Origin of the sequence: uncultured Desulfovibrio sp., assembly GCF_949282365.1 — a bacterium.
Classification (GTDB): domain Bacteria; phylum Desulfobacterota; class Desulfovibrionia; order Desulfovibrionales; family Desulfovibrionaceae; genus Desulfovibrio.
In genome coordinates this window covers 1-19,880 of record NZ_CASDOY010000024.1, presented here as the reverse complement: position 1 = coordinate 19,880, position 19,880 = coordinate 1, and the positions used below count along the sequence as shown (strand labels likewise).

General features: G+C 66.9%; 22 protein-coding genes. 1 reads left to right on the top strand and 21 read right to left on the bottom strand.

The genetic code is table 11. The features are described from left to right. Window positions 1–3: 3 nt before the first annotated feature. The 20 genes from radC to yqeB form a co-directional block, all read right to left on the bottom strand. Window positions 4–696, bottom strand: a complete 693-nt coding sequence (radC, locus tag Q1X76_RS06375) for a DNA repair protein RadC (RefSeq protein ID WP_300718791.1) — start codon at window positions 694–696, stop codon at window positions 4–6. 499 nt (window positions 697–1,195) lie between these two features. Further along, window positions 1,196–2,185: a DNA polymerase III subunit delta gene (gene holA / locus Q1X76_RS06370; protein ID WP_300718790.1), complete on the bottom strand. Its 990-nt coding sequence runs from the start codon at window positions 2,183–2,185 to the stop codon at window positions 1,196–1,198. A 139-nt stretch (window positions 2,186–2,324) separates the two neighbouring features. After that, entirely contained in the window at window positions 2,325–4,838 is a 2,514-nt protein-coding gene (gene leuS, locus Q1X76_RS06365) for a leucine--tRNA ligase (RefSeq protein WP_300718789.1), read from the bottom strand. 14 nt (window positions 4,839–4,852) lie between these two features. Beyond that, on the bottom strand, window positions 4,853–5,329 hold the full coding sequence (gene nusB / locus Q1X76_RS06360; RefSeq protein WP_300718788.1) for a transcription antitermination factor NusB: 477 nt from the start codon (window positions 5,327–5,329) through the stop codon (window positions 4,853–4,855). 3 nt (window positions 5,330–5,332) lie between these two features. After that, the gene (gene ribE, locus Q1X76_RS06355; protein ID WP_300718787.1) at window positions 5,333–5,803 is read right to left on the bottom strand and encodes a 6,7-dimethyl-8-ribityllumazine synthase; all 471 of its coding nucleotides are present in this window, start codon (window positions 5,801–5,803) and stop codon (window positions 5,333–5,335) included. A gap of 9 nt (window positions 5,804–5,812) precedes the next feature. Next, the gene (locus Q1X76_RS06350) at window positions 5,813–6,475 is read right to left on the bottom strand and encodes a riboflavin synthase (protein WP_300718786.1); all 663 of its coding nucleotides are present in this window, start codon (window positions 6,473–6,475) and stop codon (window positions 5,813–5,815) included. Window positions 6,476–6,478: 3 nt separating this feature from the next. Next, on the bottom strand, window positions 6,479–7,621 hold the full coding sequence (gene ribD, locus Q1X76_RS06345; RefSeq protein WP_300718785.1) for a bifunctional diaminohydroxyphosphoribosylaminopyrimidine deaminase/5-amino-6-(5-phosphoribosylamino)uracil reductase RibD: 1,143 nt from the start codon (window positions 7,619–7,621) through the stop codon (window positions 6,479–6,481). Beyond that, the gene (locus tag Q1X76_RS06340) at window positions 7,614–8,093 is read right to left on the bottom strand and encodes a cytidine/deoxycytidylate deaminase family protein (RefSeq protein ID WP_300718784.1); all 480 of its coding nucleotides are present in this window, start codon (window positions 8,091–8,093) and stop codon (window positions 7,614–7,616) included. The genes ribD and Q1X76_RS06340 overlap by 8 nt, the downstream gene beginning before the upstream one ends. A gap of 216 nt (window positions 8,094–8,309) precedes the next feature. Continuing rightward, window positions 8,310–9,548: a serine hydroxymethyltransferase gene (glyA, locus tag Q1X76_RS06335; protein WP_300718783.1), complete on the bottom strand. Its 1,239-nt coding sequence runs from the start codon at window positions 9,546–9,548 to the stop codon at window positions 8,310–8,312. A 22-nt stretch (window positions 9,549–9,570) separates the two neighbouring features. Next, window positions 9,571–10,818: a beta-ketoacyl-ACP synthase II gene (gene fabF, locus Q1X76_RS06330; protein ID WP_300718782.1), complete on the bottom strand. Its 1,248-nt coding sequence runs from the start codon at window positions 10,816–10,818 to the stop codon at window positions 9,571–9,573. A gap of 120 nt (window positions 10,819–10,938) precedes the next feature. Further along, window positions 10,939–11,175, bottom strand: coding sequence for an acyl carrier protein (gene acpP, locus Q1X76_RS06325; RefSeq protein ID WP_006003837.1), 237 nt, complete (start codon window positions 11,173–11,175; stop codon window positions 10,939–10,941). Window positions 11,176–11,239: 64 nt separating this feature from the next. Continuing rightward, a complete protein-coding gene (gene fabG, locus Q1X76_RS06320; protein WP_300718781.1) occupies window positions 11,240–11,992 on the bottom strand; it encodes a 3-oxoacyl-[acyl-carrier-protein] reductase in 753 nt (250 codons plus the stop codon). Between the two features lie 62 nt (window positions 11,993–12,054). Continuing rightward, window positions 12,055–13,041 carry a beta-ketoacyl-ACP synthase III gene (locus Q1X76_RS06315; protein ID WP_300718780.1) on the bottom strand — a complete coding sequence of 329 codons (987 nt, stop codon included), beginning with the start codon at window positions 13,039–13,041 and terminating at the stop codon, window positions 12,055–12,057. A gap of 15 nt (window positions 13,042–13,056) precedes the next feature. Continuing rightward, complete coding sequence (gene plsX / locus Q1X76_RS06310; protein ID WP_300718779.1) at window positions 13,057–14,091, bottom strand: phosphate acyltransferase PlsX; 1,035 nt, start codon at window positions 14,089–14,091, stop codon at window positions 13,057–13,059. Next, complete coding sequence (gene rpmF, locus Q1X76_RS06305) at window positions 14,091–14,273, bottom strand: 50S ribosomal protein L32 (protein WP_300718778.1); 183 nt, start codon at window positions 14,271–14,273, stop codon at window positions 14,091–14,093. The genes plsX and rpmF overlap by 1 nt, the downstream gene beginning before the upstream one ends. 107 nt (window positions 14,274–14,380) lie before the next feature. Beyond that, window positions 14,381–14,932, bottom strand: a complete 552-nt coding sequence (locus Q1X76_RS06300; RefSeq protein WP_300718777.1) for a DUF177 domain-containing protein — start codon at window positions 14,930–14,932, stop codon at window positions 14,381–14,383. Window positions 14,933–15,017: 85 nt separating this feature from the next. Next, entirely contained in the window at window positions 15,018–15,647 is a 630-nt protein-coding gene (locus Q1X76_RS06295; protein ID WP_300718776.1) for a LysE family translocator, read from the bottom strand. Then, window positions 15,623–15,916 carry a GIY-YIG nuclease family protein gene (locus Q1X76_RS06290; RefSeq protein WP_300718775.1) on the bottom strand — a complete coding sequence of 98 codons (294 nt, stop codon included), beginning with the start codon at window positions 15,914–15,916 and terminating at the stop codon, window positions 15,623–15,625. The genes Q1X76_RS06295 and Q1X76_RS06290 overlap by 25 nt, the downstream gene beginning before the upstream one ends. Next, entirely contained in the window at window positions 15,903–16,388 is a 486-nt protein-coding gene (locus tag Q1X76_RS06285) for a hypothetical protein (RefSeq protein WP_300718774.1), read from the bottom strand. Before Q1X76_RS06285 ends, Q1X76_RS06290 begins: the two co-directional genes overlap by 14 nt. Window positions 16,389–16,400: 12 nt before the next feature. Continuing rightward, complete coding sequence (yqeB, locus tag Q1X76_RS06280; RefSeq protein ID WP_300718773.1) at window positions 16,401–17,228, bottom strand: selenium-dependent molybdenum cofactor biosynthesis protein YqeB; 828 nt, start codon at window positions 17,226–17,228, stop codon at window positions 16,401–16,403. A 207-nt stretch (window positions 17,229–17,435) separates the two neighbouring features. On the opposite strand from yqeB, the gene Q1X76_RS06275 reads away from it, so the two are divergent. After that, the gene (locus Q1X76_RS06275) at window positions 17,436–18,107 is read left to right on the top strand and encodes a tetratricopeptide repeat protein (protein ID WP_300718772.1); all 672 of its coding nucleotides are present in this window, start codon (window positions 17,436–17,438) and stop codon (window positions 18,105–18,107) included. A 571-nt stretch (window positions 18,108–18,678) separates the two neighbouring features. On the opposite strand, the gene Q1X76_RS06270 is transcribed toward Q1X76_RS06275, so the two are convergent. Next, window positions 18,679–19,683 carry a hypothetical protein gene (locus Q1X76_RS06270; protein ID WP_300718771.1) on the bottom strand — a complete coding sequence of 335 codons (1,005 nt, stop codon included), beginning with the start codon at window positions 19,681–19,683 and terminating at the stop codon, window positions 18,679–18,681. Window positions 19,684–19,880: the final 197 nt, after the last annotated feature.

Below are 19,880 nucleotides of genomic sequence, written 5' to 3'. Positions count from 1 at the left end.
TGCCTACAGATGCCTGCAGTGGCAGATGCTGTAGCAGCCATTGTCGGTGACGATCACATGATCCAAAAAGCGCAGCCCCATGTTGATGGCCAGTTCCCGCAGCGTGCTGGTGAACAGCAGATCGGGCCGGGAAGGCTCCGCCTGGCCGCCCGGATGGTTGTGTACCAGGATGATGCCGCTGGCCCTGTAGCGCAGGGCGGGCTCCAGGACGTCGCGGGGCAGCAGGGGCACGCTGTCCGTATGGCCCTGGCGCAGGCGCTCCCAGGCCATGAGGCGGTTGCCCGCGTTGACCAGGGCCAGCCAGCATTCTTCCTGCTGGCTGCCGGCCAGACGTGCCCGGGCCATTTCGGCCACCGCCTGGGGCGTGGCCATTTCTTCGCCCTGCAGCAGCGGCGCGGCCGCATGACGGGCCAGCACCTCCCGCAGCACCTGCCAGAGGGAAAGCAGGCCGGGGCCGAAGCCCGGCACGGCCAGCAGCTGTTCCGGCGGGGCGTCCAGCACGCCGCGGATATTGTGGAAACGCAGCAGCAGTTCGCGGGCCAGCGGTTTGGTATCCTTGCGGGGCTGCCCGTAGCCCAGCAGCAGCTCCAGGACCTCATAATCGGCCACAGCCAGAGGCTCGCGTGCCAGTCGCTGGCGCAGGCGGCTGCGGTGGCCGCTATGGGGAGAGGCAGAGGATACAGGCATTGCGGTCATAAGGTAAGATGCATTTTGGCAAGCGCAAGGGGGCGGGCAAGAAAAGCCTGCACACAGCCCGGGCTGCCGGGAGCGCCTTTCCCGAGGGGCGGGGCTCCTGCCTGCCCGGCAAGGCCCGCAAGCTCCCGCGCGGCCCTTTGCTCCGCTGCCTTCGCGGGGAGCCGCCGGCCCCGCTCCCGGCGTCCCGGATCCTGCCGGCTGGTATCCGCACAGCCAGGGGGGACAGGAAAACGCGCAGCAGCGGGCGCGACCTGCGGGCGCCCTACGGCCGTTGCCGGCACGCGATGGCCCCCTCAGGTGCCTCCTCCCCGGCGCTTTATTTGCTGGACGACGGGACGCTCCTCACAGGCGGCGTCCTGGCGTTCGTTTGTCGCCATGCCGCATGTCTTTCTGGCAGGTACGGCCTTCTGTCCTGCCCCGCAGGCATGGCCGTCGTTCAAAAAAGGCTGTCGCATAAAGCGCGGTTGGGGGAGGAAGGGGGCCCTTCCCTCCAAAATCCCTAGCGCCGGGCGGCGGCGAAGAGGGCCGTGAGGTCGGTGGCCAGCTTGTCCAGGCTCTGTTCGGGCGTATGGCGGCCGCTCTTGACGGCCAGCTCGGCATCCATGACCAGGCCCAGGCAGCGAGCCAGACCGGCGGGGCCCAGACGGCGGGCCAGCTGCTGCCGGGCGGCGGCCTCGCTGGGATGGAGACGGACCTTCTCGCCCGCGCAGATCTGCCAGAGCTGGCGGAACTGGCGGGCCAGCAGGGCCAGCAGGGGGAAGAGCAGCCCTTCCACGTCCTTGCGGCCCCGGGCCAGTTCCTTCCAGGCAGCGGCCAGGTTCCCGGCTTCCATGTGGCGGATGCAGGCGAAGATGTTGCAGTCGGGGACCCAGGAGCTGGTGGCCAGCATGTCCGTGCCTACGGACCAGGGCGGTCCCTGCCCGTCAGCCGCGGCGGGGCGCAGCAGCAGGAGCTTTTCCAGCTCGTTCTCCACGGCCTGGGCATCAGGCGGCACGGACGCGCAGAATTGCTCGAAGGCGTCGGCCTCGAAGGGGATGCCCAGGGCCTGGGCGCGCTCGCGCACATATTTTTTGATGCTGCGCTCGTTCAGGCCCTCGCTGCGCCAGATCCAGCCCTGCTGGTCGGCGAAGCCCAGACAGCGCAGTTTGGCGATGTGGGCCGGGATCCTGGGCTGGCCTTTTTCCCAGGCCACTTCCAGACAGAAGAAAGGCCAGCACTGCTCCGAGGGACGGGCCAGGGCCGCGGAGACCTTTTTCCAGACCGCAGCGGGCCAGAGCTGGGCCTGGCGCACCACCAGCAGGCGCGGCCTACCGAACAGGCCCTGCAGGGTGAGCTGCTCCCAGAAGCGCGGGCCGGGCTCTTCGTCGCCCCAGCAGACATGGCGCTCCCAGCGGGCGCTGTCGCCCTGGGCGTTCACCAGGGCTTCCAGACGGGCCTGCAGCAGGCGGCTGTCAGGACAGATGAGGAAGGTGAAACCGGGTCTGGGCATACGGCTCCTCGGCGGGCAGGGAAAGAAGGCAAAAACGCGGGGAAAGAAGACAGGCCGTACGGCCCGAAGGTCTCCTTTCCCCGCGGTCGTCGATGCATGATCCTCGGCGGGAGCGCGCGGCGCGGCCCGCCGGGGCGTCCTAGTTGGCCACCACGTTGACCAGCTTGCCGGGCACGACCACCACCTTGCGCACGGTCAGGCCGCTGGTATGGCGCTGCACGGCGGCATCGGCCAGGGCCACTTCTTCCATCCGGGCCTTGTCGGCGCCGGCGGGCACTTCGATGGTGCCGCGCAGCTTGCCGTTGACCTGCAGGGCGATGGTGACGGTATCCTGCACCAGGGCGCTTTCCTCATACACGGGCCAGGCTTCTTCCTGCAGGGAAGATCCGTGGCCCATGCGCTGCCACAGTTCCTCGCACAGATGCGGGGTGATGGGCGAGAGCAGGGTCAGCACCGTGGCCATGGCCGAGGAGAAGACGCGGTTCTCGGCGTCGTTTTTGCCCAGCTTCTCGCGGGACAGGTACATGGCGTTGACCAGTTCCATGACCGCGGAGATGGCGGTGTTGAACTGGAAGCGGTTGCCCATGTCCTCGGTGACCTTCTTGACCGTCAGGTGTTCGCGGCGGCGCAGGTCGCGGGCTTCGGGCGTGGTCACGTCTTCGGCGGCAGCGCCGCAGGCTTTGACCGCGGACAGGCGCGCGGATTCGTCCATGAACAGGCGCCAGACGCGGTGCAGGAAGCGCGAGGAACCTTCGATGCCGCTGTCGGACCAGTCGAAGTCGCGTTCCGGCGGCGCGGCGAAAAGACAGAACAGGCGCACGGTGTCTGCGCCGTATTTGTCGATCATGGCCGTGGGATCCACCACATTGCCCTTGGACTTGGACATCTTGCTGCCGTCCTTGAGCACCATGCCCTGGGTGAGCAGGTTGGTGAAGGGCTCGTCCAGACCTTCGGGATAGAAGCCCAGGTCGCGCAGGACCTTGGTGAAGAAGCGGGCGTAGAGCAGATGCAGGATGGCGTGTTCCACGCCGCCGATGTACTGGTCCACGGGCAGCCAGTATTTGAGGGCGTCCATGTCGAAGGCGCTTTCGGTATTGCGGGCGCCGGTATAGCGGGCGAAGTACCAGGAGGACTCCACGAAGGTGTCCAGGGTATCGGTCTCGCGCCGGGCCTCGCCGCCGCAGACGGGGCAGGTGCAGCGCACGAAGGAGTCCGTCTCGGGCAGGGGCGAGCGGCCGTCCTCGCGCACCTTGGCGTCCAGGGGCAGGAGCACGGGCAGGTTCTCTTCCTTTGCGGGCACCACGCCGCACTTGTCGCAGTAGATGACCGGGATGGGCGCGCCCCAGTAGCGCTGGCGCGAGATGTTCCAGTCGCGCAGGCGGAACTGGGTGGTGGCCTTGCCCTTGCCTTCCTGTTCCAGATGTTCGGCCACGGCCTTCTTGCCGTCGGTATTGGCCATGCCGTCGAAGCGGCCGGAGTTGACCATCACGCCCTCGGCGGTGAAGGCCGCTTCCATGCCGGCGGGGTCCAGGGTCTCGCTTTCGGGGCTGATGACCACCTTGATGGGCAGGCCGTACTTGCGGGCGAACTCGAAGTCGCGCTGGTCGTGGGCGGGCACGCCCATGACGGCGCCGGTGCCGTAGTCGGCCAGGACGAAGTTGCCCAGCCAGACCGGCACCTGCCGGCCGGTGAGGGGATGGATCACATGGGCGCCGGTGAAGATGCCTTCCTTCTCCAGATTGTCGGACTGGCGTTCCAGACGGTCCATGTTGCGGATGCGGGTCACGAAGGCGCGCACCTCGTCGGCCTTGTCGTAGCCTGCGATGAGCTTTTCCACCAGCGGATGCTCGGGGGCCAGGGTCAGGAAGGTCACGCCGAAGACGGTATCGGGGCGGGTGGTGAAGACTTCCACATGATCCGTGCCGTCCAGGGGCTCGGGCAGGCCGAAGCGGATGGCCGCACCGGTGGATTTGCCGATCCAGTTGCGCTGCATGGAGAGCACGCGGTCGGGCCAGCCGCCTTCCAGCTTCTGCAGGTCCTGCAACAGCTCGTCACCATAGGCGGTGATGCGCAGGAACCACTGGGTCAGGTCCTTCTGTTCCACATGGCTGTCGCAGCGCCAGCACAGGCCGTCGATGACCTGTTCGTTGGCCAGCACGGTATGGCAGGAGGGGCACCAGTTCTGGGGGGCCTTCTTGCGGTAGACCAGGCCCTTTTCCATGAGGCGCAGGAAGAAGCTCTGCTCCCAGCGGTAGTATTCGGGGCGGCAGGTGGCCACTTCGCGGGACCAGTCATAGGAATAGCCCAGACGGCGCAGCTGGGCGCGCATGTTGTCTATGTTGGCATAGGTCCATTTGGCCGGATGGGTATTGTGCTTGATGGCGGCATTTTCCGCAGGCAGGCCGAAGGCGTCCCAGCCCATGGGATGCAGCACGTTGAAGCCCTGCATGCGCTTGCAGCGGGCCACCACGTCGCCGATGGAATAGTTGCGCACATGGCCCATGTGGATGTTGCCCGAGGGGTAGGGGAACATTTCCAGCACATAATACTTGGGCTTGTCGCTGTGGTGATCGCAGGCGAAGGCATCCTGCTGCTGCCAGCGTTCCTGCCATTTCTGTTCGATGTCCTGCGGGGAATAACGATCTTGCGTCATGACCTTGTCCGCTTTTAATTGGTGGCGGCGTCCTCTCCGGCGGAGAGGGAGCCTTTTTCCAGAGCCTTGGCGGCGGCGTCCAGAATACCGTTGACAAAACTGGTGGCGTTGTCCTCGCCGAACTGGCGGGTCAGCTCCAGGGCCTCGTTGATGGCGACCTTGCCGGGCACGTCCTGGCGGTACAGCAGCTCGTACATGGCCAGACGCAGCAGGGTCAGTTCCACACGCCCCATGCGGTCCACGCGCCAGTTGCGCGAAAAGCGGCTGATGGTCGCATCCAGCTCGTCACGTTTGGCCCATACGCCCTGGACCAGATCCCAGGCGAAGCCCGAGGGATCCTCGCCACCGTCGCTCTCCTGATGGTCGGGCGACTGCACGAAGGCGCGGCGCACGTCTTCCAGCGAGGTGGCGTCGGCGAAGGACAGACCGTACAGGACCTGAAAAGCCTGGGCGCGTTCGCCCCGGCGGCTGGCGGATTTACCCTTGCTCATGGACTACAGCTGCTCCAGCACGCGGATGGTTTCCAGCATGGCGGCGGCAGCTTCCACGCCCTTGTTGCCGCCCTTGGAGCCGGCGCGCTCGATGGCCTGCTCGATGCTGTCGCAGGTCAGCAGGCCGAAACCGATGGGGGTCTTGTACTGCAGCATCACCTGGGCGATGCCCTTGCTGGCTTCGTTGCACACATAGTCGAAGTGCGGGGTGGCGCCGCGGATCACGGCGCCCAGGGCCACGATGCCGTCATACTTGCCGCCGTCGGCCAGCTTCTGGCAGACCAGGGGCATCTCGAAAGCGCCGGGGATGCGCACGATGGTGATGTTTTTGGGATCCAGGCCGTGGCGTTCCAGATAGTCCAGGGCGCCGCCGGTCAGGCGGTCCACGATGAAATCGTTGAAACGGGTGGCCACGATGGCGATCTTGAGGCCTTTGGCATCAAGCATGCCGGAAATGGTAGTGGGATTGCTCATGGTCTGCTCCTAAAGGAAACCGTTTTGCAGTAAAAATTCCTTGTTGATGCCGCTGCTCTTTTGCGGCGCGGCGGGCTCGCCGGCCTGGCACTGCATGATGCGGCGCACATACTTGCCGATCAGGTCCGTTTCCATGTTCACGCGGCTGCCCGGACGCCAGTGCAGCATGGTGGTCCGCTTCTGGGTGTCCGGAATGATGTTGACGGTCAGGAAATCCTTGCCGCAGGCATTGATGGTCAGGCTGATGCCGTCCAGGGTGACGGAGCCCTTTTCGATGACCTCCGCGGCCAGCGCGGGCGGGAAGGTCAGGGTGCAGCGCAGGGAGGACCCGGCCTGCTCCACGGAACGCACCGTGGCCACGCAGTCCACATGGCCGCTGACCAGATGCCCGCCCAGGCGGTCGCCCAGGGCCAGGGCCCGTTCCAGATTGACCAGATCGCCCTTGCGCAGGTCGCCCAGGGTGGTGCGGGACAGACTCTCGCCCGAGGCATAGACGGTGAAGGTGGCGCCGGTGTGGCGCTCCACGGACAGGCAGGCCCCGTTATGGGCGATGGACTCGCCGTCCACGATGTTTTCCAGGGGAAAGAGGGGGCGCACTTCCATGCGGCATTCCTGGCCGCTGCGGCGCAGACCCACGATCTCGCCCTGTCCCTGGATGATGCCGGTGAACATGGTCTACTCCTGAGGAATGGCCGGGCGCAGCTGCAGGTGCACGTCGCCGTCACAGAGGGAGGTGCGGCAAACGCGCAGCTCCAGGGCCTCGGCCATGGTGAGGGGGCTGCGGCCGTCGAACAGGGGTGCGGCCTCGTTGTCGCCCAGGATGCGCGGGGCCAGGTGCAGCAGGAATTCGTCGGCAAAGCCCGCTTCCAGCAGGGAAAGGGCCAGATGGCCGCCGCCCTCGCAAAGCACATAGGGGCAGTGCAGTTCTTCATGGAGCATGTGGAACATGGCCTGGAAATCGGGACAACCGCGCTGTCCGGGGCCCAGGGCCAGCACGCGCACGCCCATCTGGCGCAGGGCGTGGGCGGCCGTGGAGGCCGCGGCCGCTGGCGAGCAGAGGAAGACGGCCTGGCCGGGGCGCTCCTTGAGCAGATGGATGTCCGCCGCGGGGCTGGGCAGGCGCGAGGTCAGCACGCAGGCCAGAGGCTGGTGCGCGATCTCCTCGCCGGGAATGCGGGCCGTGAGGCTGGGATTGTCGGCCCGGAAAGTGCCGCCCCCTACCAGCACGGCCCCGCCGGCGCGGCCGATACCGGCGCGCAGACGGTGCACCTGCGCGCGGGAGCCTTCGCTGCTGACCCAGCGGGAATGCCCGGTACGGGTGGCGATGCGGCCGTCCACGGTGGCGGCCATCTTGAGGATCACATAGGGGCGGCCCTGCTGCCAGGCCAGGAAATCCGCCACCTGGTCGCGGCATTCCTGCTCGCAGACCGGGCCGATGACCTCCACGCCGGCCTCGCGCAGACGCTGCGCGCCGCCCGCCGCCTTGGGGGTGGGGTCATAAAGGCCGATGACCACCCGCCTGATGCCCGCGGCCAGCACGGCCTCGCTGCAGGGCGGGGTCTTGCCGTAGTGGTTGCAGGGCTCCAGCGTGACCACCAGGGTGCACTGGGCGGGGTCGATGCCCTGGCGCTGCGCGTCGCGCAGACATTCCACCTCGGCATGGGGCTGGCCGGCGGCATGATGCCAGCCGCGTGCCACCACCTTGCCGTCGCGCACCAGCACCGCGCCCACCGTGGGATTGGGACAGGCCGTCCAGCGGCCGTTCTCGGCCAGGGCCAGGGCCTCGTGCATGAAGGGGGCAAAAATACTGTCAGGCATGCTGCGATCCTTTGAGCATGTCAGGCGAGAAGGGGAGCTGTTCAAAGGTCACGCCCGCTTCGCTGAGCATGGCAAGGCCCAGTTCGTCGGGATAGTGTTCGCCGTACCAGATGTGCCGGATGCCGCAGTTGATGAGCATCTTGCTGCACATGGCGCAGGGGAAGGTGGTGCAGTAGAGCTCGGCACCGGCGATGCTCACTCCGTGGACGGCGGCCTGGATGATGACGTTCTGCTCCGCGTGCAGCCCCCGGCAGATCTCGTGGCGCTGCCCGGAGGGGATGCCCATCTGCTCGCGCAGGCAGCCGGTCTCCAGACAGTGGCGCACGCCGGAGGGCGCACCGTTGTAGCCCGTGGCCAGGATATGCCTGTCCTTGACGGCGATGGCGCCCACCTTGCGGCGCAGGCAGGTGGAGCGTTCGCGCACCAGATAGGTGATGCTCATGAAATATTCGGGCCAGGGCATTCGTTGCATGACAGTACTCGCAATAAAAAGTTGGACTACCTTACACGCAGCCGGAGCAAAAGCCAAGCCCGCCGGCAACGGAGGCCGCGGACGGAAAAGGCCGCCGGAGGCGGCCTGTCGGGCAAGGGCCGGCACGGCGGGCCTGCGGGACGGGCGCGCCGGGGCAACAGACGAAAAAGCGGCCGCCGTGCAGAACGGCGGCCGCCTGTGTTCCCGGGTCGTCCCCTACCAGGTGAACAGGGGATAGGCGCGGGCGAAGTCCTCCACCCGGCTGCGGATGGCGGCCAGGGAGTCGGGTTCGTTGCGCTTTTCGATGGCTTCCACCATGAAGGCCGCCACCTGGCGCATCTCATCTTCCTTCATGCCGCGGGTGGTCAGGGCGGCGGTGCCCAGGCGCACGCCGGAGGTCACGAAGGGCGAGCGGGTCTCGAAGGGGATGGTGTTCTTGTTGACCGTGATGCCCGCGGCATCGAGGGCATGCTCGGCGTCCTTGCCGGTCACGTCCTTGTTGGTCAGGTCCACCAGCATGAGGTGGTTGTCCGTACCGCCGGACACCAGGCGGAAATCGGCGGCGGTCAGGCATTCCGCCAGCACGGCGGCGTTTTTGACCACCTGGCCGGCATACTGCCTGAACGCGGGGCGCAGGGCCTCGCCGAAGGCCACGGCCTTGGCGGCGATGACATGCATCAGGGGGCCGCCCTGGATGCCGGGGAAGATCTGGCTGTTGAGGCTCTTGCCGCGGCTCTCGTCGGAAAGGATCATGCCGCCGCGCGGCCCGCGCAGGGTCTTGTGCGTGGTCGTGGTGGTGATGTGGGCGTGCGGGATGGGGCTCTCGTGCAGGCCCGCGGCCACCAGCCCGGCGATGTGGGCCATGTCCACCATGAGCACGGCGCCCACTTCATCGGCGATGGCGCGGAAGCGGGCGAAGTCGATCTTGCGGGGGTAGGCGCTGGCGCCGGCCACGATGGCGGCGGGCTTGTGCTCGCGGGCTATACGGGCCACTTCGTCATAGTCGATGCAGCCTGTCTCGCGGTCGACCCCGTAAAAGAGGTTGTTGAACAGCTTGCCCGAGAAGTTGACCGGGCTGCCGTGGGTCAGATGGCCGCCATGGCTCAGATCCATGCCCAGGATGGTGTCGCCGGGCTTGAGGAAGGAGAAATAGGCACCCATGTTGGCCTGGGAACCGGAGTGGGGCTGCACGTTGGCATAGCCGCAGCCAAAGAGCTTTTTGGCGCGCTCGATGGCTAGGTTCTCGGCGATGTCCACATATTCGCAACCGCCGTAATAGCGCTTGCCCGGATAGCCTTCGGCATACTTGTGGGTCAGCACGCTGCCCTGGGCTTCGCGCACGGCCGGGGAAACGAAGTTTTCCGAGGCGATCAGTTCCAGTTTGCTGACCTGGCGCTGGGATTCCAGGATGATGGCATGGGCCAGTTCCGGGTCCTGAAGCAAGATTTCGTCCATTCTACGGCTCTTCCTTTGGGGGCTAGTCGTTCCACTTCTTCAGAATCAGGCTGGCATTGGTGCCGCCAAAACCGAAGGAGTTGCACATGGCGTATTCACAGGGGATATGGGCGGAACCGCCGGCCATGTAGTCCAGATCGCAGTTGGGATCGGGAGTTTCCAGATTGATGGTGCCGGGCAGCCAACCGGTGTGCAGGGCCATGGCGGTGAACACGGTCTCCACACCGCCCGCGGCACCCAGCAGGTGACCGGTCATGGACTTGGTGGCAGAGATCTTGATTTTGGAGGCGTGGTCGCCGAAGGCCAGCTTGATGCCCTTGGTCTCGGCCTTGTCGTTGAGCTGGGTGGAGGTGGCGTGGGCGTTGATGTGCCCGATGGCCTCAGGGGGCAGACCGGCGTCGCGCAGGGCGTGCAGCATGGCGCGGGCCATGCCTTCGCCGGAATCGGCGGGAGCGGTCATGTGGAAAGCGTCGTCGGAGGCGCCGTAGCCCACCACCTCGGCGTAGATCTTGGCGCCGCGGGCCCTGGCGTGTTCCAGCTCCTCCAGTTGCAGCAGGCCGGCACCTTCACCGATGATGAAGCCGTCGCGGTCCGCGTCGAAGGGTCGGCAGGCCCTGGCGGGATCGTCGTTGTAGTGGGTGGACAGAGCCTTGAGGGCCGTGAAGCCGGCCACGCCCAGAGGCGTCACGGTGGCTTCCACGCCGCCGGTGATGGCCGTGGAGATGCGGCCCAGCAGGATCTCGCTGTAGGCGGTGCCGATGCCGTGGATGGCCGAGGCACAGGCCGTGGTGGTCACGATGTTGGGGCCCTTGGCGCCGGTGAGGATGGCGATCTGGCCGGGGCCCATGTTGGAGATGAGCATGGGGATCAGGAAGGGCGAGACCTTGCCCGGGCCGCCCTGCAGCAGCTTGGCGTGGTAGGTCTCGATGGTCTTGAGACCGCCCAGGCCGATGCCCAGGATGACGCCCACATCATAGGCGTTGTCGTCATTGATGACCAGGCCGGAATCCTCCAGCAGCTGCTTGGCGGCGACCACGGCGAACTGAGTGAAGCGGTCCATGCGGCGGGCCTGTTTGGCCGGGATGAAGTCTTCGGCAACGAAGCCTTTCACTTCGCCGGCGACGCGCGAGTCGTAGTCAGTGGCATCGAAAAGAGTGATGGGGCCAATGCCGGATTCGCCGGCGAGCAGGCGTTTCCAGGTGTTTTCAAGATCATTGGCCAGGGGCGTGATGGCGGAAAGGCCCGTGATGACAACGCGCGGACGACTCATGGATACTCCTTGCACAGGCGGGGTCTGCTGCCTGGAAAAAATGCTCGTGGTGATCGCCGGAAGGGGAAAACGCACCGGGCGAGCCCGGTGCGTTCCAAATCTTCCGGCAGGACAGGGCAGCTAGCCCTGCTTGCTTTCGATGTAGCTGATGGCGTCCTGCACCTTCAGGATCTTCTGGGCGTCGTCATCGGCGATCTCGATGTCGAATTCTTCTTCCATGGCCATGATCAGTTCGGTCAGGTCCAGGGAGTCAGCGCCCAGGTCTTCCACGAAGGAAGCTTCGGGCTTCACTTCTTCGGCGCTCACACCCAGCTGGTCCACGATGATTTTGGTCACTTTGGCTGCAACTTCAGACATGGTTATCCTCCAACTCGCTTTGTGTTTTCCGGTAGCGGGAGCGGCAGCAGGTGCGGCCGCGGTATTAGCAGTACATGCCGCCGTTGACGGCCAGTACCTGGCCGGTGATGTAGGCCGCCTTGTCCGAAGCCAGGAAGGCCACGGCGTCGGCGATCTCCTGGGCGGTGCCCATGCGCTTCAGCGGGATGGCCGCCTCGTAGGAGGCGCGCACATCGTCGCCCAGGGCGGCGGTCATGTCGGTTTCGATAAAGCCGGGCGCCACGGCGTTGACCGTGATCTGGCGCGCGGCCAGTTCCTTGGCGCAGGATTTGGTCAGGCCCAGCAGGCCGGCCTTGGCGGCGCTATAGTTGGCCTGGCCGGCATTGCCCATCTGGCCCACCACGGACGAGATGTTCACGATGCGGCCGTGACGGGCCTTAGTCATGATCTTGGCGGCTTCGCGGGTGCAGATGAAGGCCCCGCGCAGATTGATGGTGATGACGCGGTCAAAGTCCTCGTCCTTCATGCGGACCAGGAAACCGTCCTTGGTGATGCCGGCATTGTTGACCAGCACGGCCAGATTGACCTTGCCCTTGATGTGCTCGGCAAAAAAGGCGGCCACGGCTTCGCCGTCGCCCACGTTGAGGGGCAGGGCCAGGGCGCGCCCGCCGGCGGCCTCGATCTCCGCCACGGTCCTGTCGGCTTCTTCGGGGCGGCTCACATAGGTCAGGACGACCTGATAGCCGTCACGGGCCAGGGTCAGGGCAACGGCGCGGCCGATGCCGCGGGAACCGCCGGTAACCAGCGCGGTGGGAGTGGTGGTATCAAGGGTGCTCATGGTACTGCCTCAACGGATTTTATGATATAGCAGAAACGGGCCGAGTTCAATGTCCGGCCGGGCTAGAACTGCAGCAGGGCCGCACCCCAGGTCAGGCCGCTGCCGAAGGCGGTCACCAGTACGCGGTCGCCCGCCTTGATGCGGCCCTGGGCGCGGGCTTCCACCAGGGCCAGGGGCACGGAGGCGGAAGAGGTGTTGCCGTATTCGGCCACATTGATGAACACGCGGTCCAGATCGATCTTCAGGCGGCTGCCCACGGCTTCGATGATGCGCATATTGGCCTGGTGGGGCACGAAAAGGTCGACATCGGCGGCGCCCAGGCCGTTGCGTTCCAGCAGCTCGTGGCAGACGCCGGACATCTGGCGCACGGCGTGCTTGTAGACTTCACGGCCCTGCATGGTGATGAAAAAGTCTTCGCCCACGGCATCGCCGGGCTTGTATCGGCAGGTGGTACCGCCGCCCACGATGATCAGATCGTGCAGGCTGCCGTCGCTCTTGCAGATGCTGTCTTCCACCCGGGCCAGGGCGTTGTTCGCGTCGGCATTGAGGATGCAGGCGCCGGCGCCGTCGCCGAAGAGCACGCAGGTGCTGCGGTCGTTCCAGTTGACGCGGCGGGTGAGGGCTTCGGTGCAGACGAAGAGGATCTGGGAGGCCGGGTCTTGGCAGAGCAGGGCGTCGGCCAGGTGCAGGCCGTAGAGGAAACCGGAGCAGGCGGAACCGAAATCGAAGGACATGGCCGGGCCCGCGCCGATGTTGCCGCCGATGATGCAGGCCAGCGAAGGGGTCAGGTGATCCGGCGTGCAGGTGGCCGCCAGGATGTGGGTCAGCTGCGCGGCCTCCATGCCCGCTTCGGTCAGGGCCGCGCGGGCGGCGTGGGTGCCGAGGTCGGAAGCGTTCTCGTCCTGGGCGAGGCGGTGGCGGCGCTTGATGCCGGTGCGGGTGGTGATCCATTCGTCGTTGGTCTCCACCATTTTGCTCAGGTCGTCGTTGGTCAGGACATCGGCGGGAACGTAGCTGCTGAGGGCGTGCAGATAACAGTTGGGCTTCATAGACAGATCCGTGACTTAGATGGCGCGGGAGAAGCGGGTGAGCTCTTCGTTGGCCAGGATGGTTTCGGCAAGGCGGTCATTGGTGCCCTTGCGGACAAAGGTGCCCGCCATCTTGATGGCGTTCTGCATGGCCCGCGCGCTGGAACGGCCGTGACAGACGATGGCCAGGCCCTGCAGGCCCAAAAGAGGCGCGCCGCCGTATTCGGCGTAGTCGATGGTATGGGCAAATTTCTTGAAGGCGCCCTTGGCCAGCATGGCGCCCAGGGCGGGCAGGAAGCCGGAGGTGAACAGGCGCTTGAGCATGCGCACCAGGGCCGAGGCCAGACCTTCGCTCATCTTGACCACGACATTGCCCACGAAACCGTCGCAGACCACGACATCGATATCGCCCGTGAAGATGTCGCGGCCTTCGGCATTGCCCACGAAGTTGAGGTTCTGGGCCAGTTTGAGCAGTTCGTAGGCTTCCTTGACCTGGCTGTTGCCCTTGCCTTCCTCCTCGCCGATGCTCAGCAGGCTGACGCGCGGGGCCGCATAGCCCAGCAGGTCGCGGGCGAAGGCATCGCCCATGAGGCCGAACTGGAAAAGATGATAGGGCCGGCAGTCCACATTGGCGCCGGCGTCCAGCACGACCACGGGGTTCTTTTCCGTGGGCAGCAGGGCAGCCAGCGCCGGGCGTTCGACGCCCGGCAGCCGACCCATGATGAACATGCCGCACGCCACCGTGGCGCCGGAATGGCCGGCGCTGACCACGGCATCGGCCTTGCCGTCCTTGACGAGGCGGCAGGCCACCTGGATGGAGGCGTTCTTCTTGCGGCGCAGGATGTCCGAAGGCTTTTCGTTCATGTGCACCACATCATCAGCCTGGACGATGTCGAAATGCACGTTGGCAAGGTCAAGCCCGGCAAGTTCCGCTTCGACCTTGGGGGTATCCCCCACAAGGAGGACGTGCAAGTCATGGATCCTGGCGGCGTCGATGGCGCCAGGAACGACCACGGAGGGGCCGAAGTCCCCTCCCATGGCGTCAACAGCTATGATGGGGCGCGTGTTCATTACTCAGCTTCGGTCTTGGCGACCACCTGACGGCCCTTGTACGCGCCGCAGTTGGGGCACACGCTGTGGGGCACGGTGGGTTCGCCGCAGGAGCAGTAGATGACGGTGGGGGTGGCCACGCGGTCGTGGGAACGACGCATGCCCTTGCGGGAACGGGACTTTTTGTTTTGCTGGACAGCCATGATGTTCTCCTTCTCCGAGAGATCGGAAATAATATGCTTTTTGGGCGTGAGTGACCCTGTGGGCCAAGCTCAAGAGGCAATAGCCTAGCAGAAAAAAATCTTGATGTCTAGTTTTTGCGCAATTTCAGCCCGCGCAGGACAGCCATGCGCGGGTCGCCTTCTTCATGCGCGCAGCGGCAGGGGCCGTCGTTGAGATTGGCGCCGCAGCCGGGGCACAGGCCCTTGCAGTCGGCCCGGCAGAGCGGGTTCACCGGCAGGGCCAGGACGAATTCCTCCCAGCAGATGGCGCCCAGGTCGAGGCAGGGCACGCCGTTTTCCACCACGACGCGGCTTTCCAGCAGGTCTTCGGCGCCGCTCGCGGCTTCTTCGTTCTCGGGGGGCGCGGCGGTCTCCTCAAAATTCTCGAAACGGGCGTCCACCGTCACGGTCACGTCCTCGGCGCAACGGTTGCAGGGCAGCACCACGGTACCGGTGATGCCCCCGCGCACCAGGTAGCCGCCTTCCAGGGGCATGATGCCGAGTTCGGCCTTCAGGGGGGAAACGACGCGGCATTCCATCTGGAATTCGTCCAGCGGTCCCTGCCAGATGGCGGGATCGTCCAGCGTCACCTCCCTGCCGGAGGGGGCGATCTCACTGAGCGGGATACGATAGTTCTGCATGGTCACCTCAATGCGGCCTTCTTACTCGGGGCTCAAGCCCGTGTCAAGCCCGGGAAAAACGGCCGGAAAGCGCCGGCCCACGGGCTCAGGCCAGCCAGGAGACGACCAGCATCACGGCCAGGCCCACGAAGACCAGACCGGCGATGCGGTGCATGAGCATCTGGCCGCGCGGCGAGCTGTTGAACCAGAGCGCCAGGCGGCCGCCCAGGGCCGAGACGGCCACGAAGACCAGCAGGGCCGCCAGCATGAAGAGCAGGCCCAGCTCCATGACCTGCAGGGCCACGCCGCCGCGCTCCGGCGCGCAGAACTGCGGCAGGAAGGCCAGGAAGAACAGCGTCACCTTGGGATTGGTGACGTTCATGATGATGCCGCGCCGGTACAGGGCGCCGTAGCCCAGGAAGCGGCTCTCCTGCAGATGGGCCACGCTGGCCCCGGCCCGGAAGGAGAGCCAGGCCAGATAGAGCAGGTAGGCCGCGCCCGCCACGGTCAGCAGGCCGAAGGCCAGGGGCGAGGCCATGAGCAGGCCGGCCACGCCCACGGCCACGATGGCGGTATGGAAGCAGAGGCCGGAGACCAGCCCCAGGGTGGTGGCCACCCCGGCCCGCATGCCGTAGAGGGCGGACTGGGTCAGGACGAAGATGATGTCCGGCCCCGGGGCGAGGGCCAGCATGACGGCGGTGGCGAAGAAGGTCAGGACAGTATCCAGGGGCAGCATGAGGGGAACTCTTCGAGGGCCGTTTCCTTGAGGGAACGGGGCAGATGTTTGATATGGTTTTCCAGGCGCAGGGCCTCCTGCCGCGAACGGCAGGGCCGCTCCAGCACCAGCTCCACGGGCCTGCGGGCGCGCGTGTAGCGGGCGCCGCCGGCCAGCCGGCCGTTATGCTGGGCCAGGCGCCGCCGCAGATCGGTGGTCACGCCGCAGTACAGGCTGCCGTCGGCGCAGCGCAGCAGGTAGACATGCCAGACGGCGTCACCGGAGGCCACCGGACAGCCAGCCTACCAGCAGGAAACTGATGGTCCAGCTGAGGATGCGGCCGGGCCAGGGATTGGGGGGATCGCCCGCCAGCATGGACCGCATCTCGCGCATGGAATTGAGTACCGAGCCGATGGCGTGGAAGACCATGAAGCCGATGCTGGCCAGCAGGCCGAACTGGATGCCCGCGATGACGATCAGGGCCAGGGTGATGCCGGGGGCCAGACCGGCCTGGCGGCTGCCGCCGGAGGTCCAGACGGTCTGGAAGCGCAGGCCGCCGTTCCAGGGGCTGCGGCTGTCGCGGAAGGCGCCCCAGCCGTGCCCGCCGCCGGACCGGCCGTAGGCCCCCCGGTGCTGGTCGTCGCTGCTGTCGTGGATGATCTCGGCCTCGATGACGCGCTCCCTGTCCTGGCCGGAAGATCGCTCGCGACCGTCCCGCCGGGAGGGATAGTTGTTGTCAGGATCGGGATGGAAAGGGGACATGATGCTCCTGTATCAGAAAAAATGGTTGTAGCGGGCGGCGATGGCCCGCAGCACGCCCCTGCCCAGACAGCGGGCCCGTTCCGCCACCCTGTCCAGAGGGACATGATCCAGGGGTTCGATATCGCAGACCTTGGTCCCGGCGCGGACCGTCAGGCCCGAACGCAGCAGGCCGCGCAGGCGGCCGGCGAGCGGGGCCTGCACGGGCGTGCCGTCCACCCGGCCCACCTCCTGCCCCTGCCGCACCCGCTGGCCCAGGGCAAGGGCGCTGCAAAACTCCCCGGCGCAGGGCGCATGGGCCACGCGCTGTTCATGGCGGCCGTGTTCGCAGGGGATGCCGGTACTGGGCATGGCCGCGCCCTGCCAGATGCAGCTGCCCATGGCCGGGCCGAAACTTTCGATGACGCAGTGTACGTCCTGCCCGGCCTCGTGACCGGGGCCGAGGGCGATGACCAGTTCCGCCAGATCGCGGGACAGGCCGCCTTTCTTGCGCATGGTGGCGTCCACAAGGATCTGCGGGGCCAGGCTGGCCAGGGCGCTGCCCTGTTCGTCCACCAGCAGGGGCAGGACGGGCAGCGGCGGCCGGGCGCTCTCCGTCAGCGGCCACAGGGTCCGGCAGGCGGCCGTATCGGCGCAGAGGCGGGCCTCGCAGCCTTCCACCCGGGCCGTGCCGTCGAAGACGGCTTCGGAAAAGGCCACCAGACGGCGGATGGCCCGCGGCCGGGCGCATTCCAGCAGGACGAGGCGGCGCAGACCGGCCCGCCATAGTTCCAGGGCCACGCCGGTACCCAGATCACCGGCGCCCCGGATGGCGATGATGGGACAGAATCCTTTTTGCATCATGACAAAAATGCATCTTGCAGGCCCGGTCGTCAAGGGCCGGTGCAGGGTCGGACAAAGGACGCAGGCGGGCCGGGCGGTCCCGGAGCCGGGCGCGAACGACCGCGACCGGGACGCTTGCGGGCCGGCAGGGGGCGGCGTATGGTGGCGGACGCGCGTTTGCCGGCCGCGAAGCCTCGCGGGACAGGGAAGCACGCGCAAGGAGCAGTCATGAAAAAATGGATGGCGGCGGGCCTGATGGGCCTCGCCCTGATGTCTCCCGTCCTGACGGGCGGCCTGCCGGCCGCGGCTGCGGACAGCGCTGCGGAGAAGACCTGGCAGGAAGCCTGGACGGCGTACAATATCGGCCAGTACAGCAAGACGCTGCGCCTGTTGCGGCCCCTGGCCAGCGAGGGCGACGCCCGTTCGCAGATGCTGCTGGGCCGCTGTTACGAGAACGGTCTGGGCGTGGCGCAGGATCTGCCCACGGCCTTCAAATGGTATCTGCTGGCGGCCGAGCAGGACGACGCCGAGGCCCAGACCCTGGTGGCCTACATGCTGCGTTCCGGCGCGGGCGTGCCGCGCGATACCGCCGCGGCCCTGCAGTGGATGCAGCGTGCAGCCCGGAACGGCTATGCCGAAGCCCAGTTCGATATGGCCCTGATCTGCGCCGACGGCGAGCTGGTGCCCAAGGATCCGGAACAGAGCTTCGACTGGGCCAGACGCGCCGCCGGGCAGGGCAATGCCCAGGCCCAGCGCTTTTTGGGCGCCTGCTATGAGATCGGTTTCGGCACGGCGCAGGATCCCGCGCAGTCGGCCCTCTGGTATGCCAGGGCCGCCCGGCAGGGACTGGAGCGCGACGGCAGCGTCTTTGCCCATATCCGCCAGTATCCCAGGCCGTAGTCTCCACGGCACGGTCTGCGGCAACCGTCCCGGACATGATCCGGGACGCATCCTTCGGGCCGCCGGCATCCCGGCTGCCGGATGTGGCTGCTTGAGCGGTCATGCGGCCGTCGGCATCCCGGCAGGCCGCGCCTTTCGCCTTTTCGCGGCCGGCAGTGGAACGCGCCCTCCCGGCCTGATGCCGGTCCGGCGAAAAGGTCAGGGCCTGTCTCCCTTCAGCGGGGGACAGGCCCTGACCTTTTGCGGGCGGTGCATGGGCGGCCGGAGCTGCTGCCGCAGGAGGTCTGCCGCCCAACGCCCAGGAACGGGAGGGAAGGCGGAAGCCTCCATGACGCCGCGCAGCTGCGGTGCCTGCCGTCAGCTGGAAAGCTGGAGAAGGGGAGACGGCGGTCCATCACCGGGAGCCCGCCGACGGGGCGGCAGGGGCCTCCCGCCTGCGGTCCCAAAGGTCGCGCCCGTCTCCGTGCCGCTCCTGTCCCTCTTGTCCCGTTCCGGGGACGGAAGCGGCCGCCATGCCGTCATGCCCCGCCGGTGATCTGAAGGAACATTTCCGGCAGGGCGACGGAGGAGCTTATGCCTGCTCCTCGGCCTCCATGTCGGCCAGCAGCTGGCGGACGCTGTCCAGACGGGCGGCCGCCGTGTCCCTGAGACCGGCGTGGAGCTGGTTGCCGGCGATGTCTTCCAGGGTCCCGGCCAGCCAGGGGAAGAGGCTGTCGGCCAGGGCCGCGGCCTGGGTCACGGACGAAAGGCCGCTCAGGGCCTGGCGCTGCATGCGGATGTAGAGCGTCTCCGCCGTTTCCAGATTGCGGTGGCGGGCGGTGAACAGGTCGCCCAGGCAGGGCGTGGTGCAATCCTGCGCGGCGGCGGCCAGCGACTGGCGCTGGGCCTGCATGGTCTGGCGGAAGCCGTCCTCGGGCAGGCCGTCCCTGTCCTTCCGGTCCTTGGCGTAGGTCTGGGCTGCGGCGGCGTAGGCCTGGGCGTCGCAGACCAGGGGCAGCAGCTCGGCGGCCTGTTCCAGGCTTTCGCGCTGGCGTTCCAGACTGTGGATGATCTTGCGGGCAAAGGCGGCCATCTTGCAGGCGCCGGGTTCGCCGGCGGCATGGCCGGCTTCGGCGGCCTCGGCTTCCTGCTCGGCCAGGTTCAGGTCCTCGGCCACATGCAGGATCTCCAGACCCAGCATGACCTGCAGGTTGTTCTCGGCACGGGCCTGTTCCAGCAGCAGGATGTCGAGCCGGGTCTCCTGCTCCAGATCGAGGTATTCGGGCGACATGCGGCAGACCTGATCCATGACCGCGGCCACATGTTCTTCCCAGACCTGCTGCAGCAGGCTCTGGTCAGGCTCTCCGACGTGCTCCTGCCGGGAGGGCAGGGCGGTCACGTCGATGCCTTCCAGATTGAAGTCCCTGAGACCGGCGGGACCGTAACAGCGGGACAGGCGGGCGGCCCGTTCCCGGTCCAGCGGATACTGGGCGATGAGGGCTGTGAGGGCATTCTCGTCCGCGCCCACGCGCTGGGCCTGGGCGATATCCTGCAGGACGCTTTCCTTGTAGGCGGACAGCTCTTCGGGCTGCATCATGACATACTCCTGAAAACCGGGTCTCCCGGCATGTAGGCTTGGCTGTTGAAAATACGGGCGGCCGCGGGGGCCCTCCATCGGGAAGGGCCGCGCCGGCTCCGCGCCTGCGGACGACGGTCGCGGCTGGCCGCTCTCCGGGCCTGCGGGCGTCATCCGTCGTGCGCCCGGCTGACGGCCGGGCGGCAGCTCGTCGATGA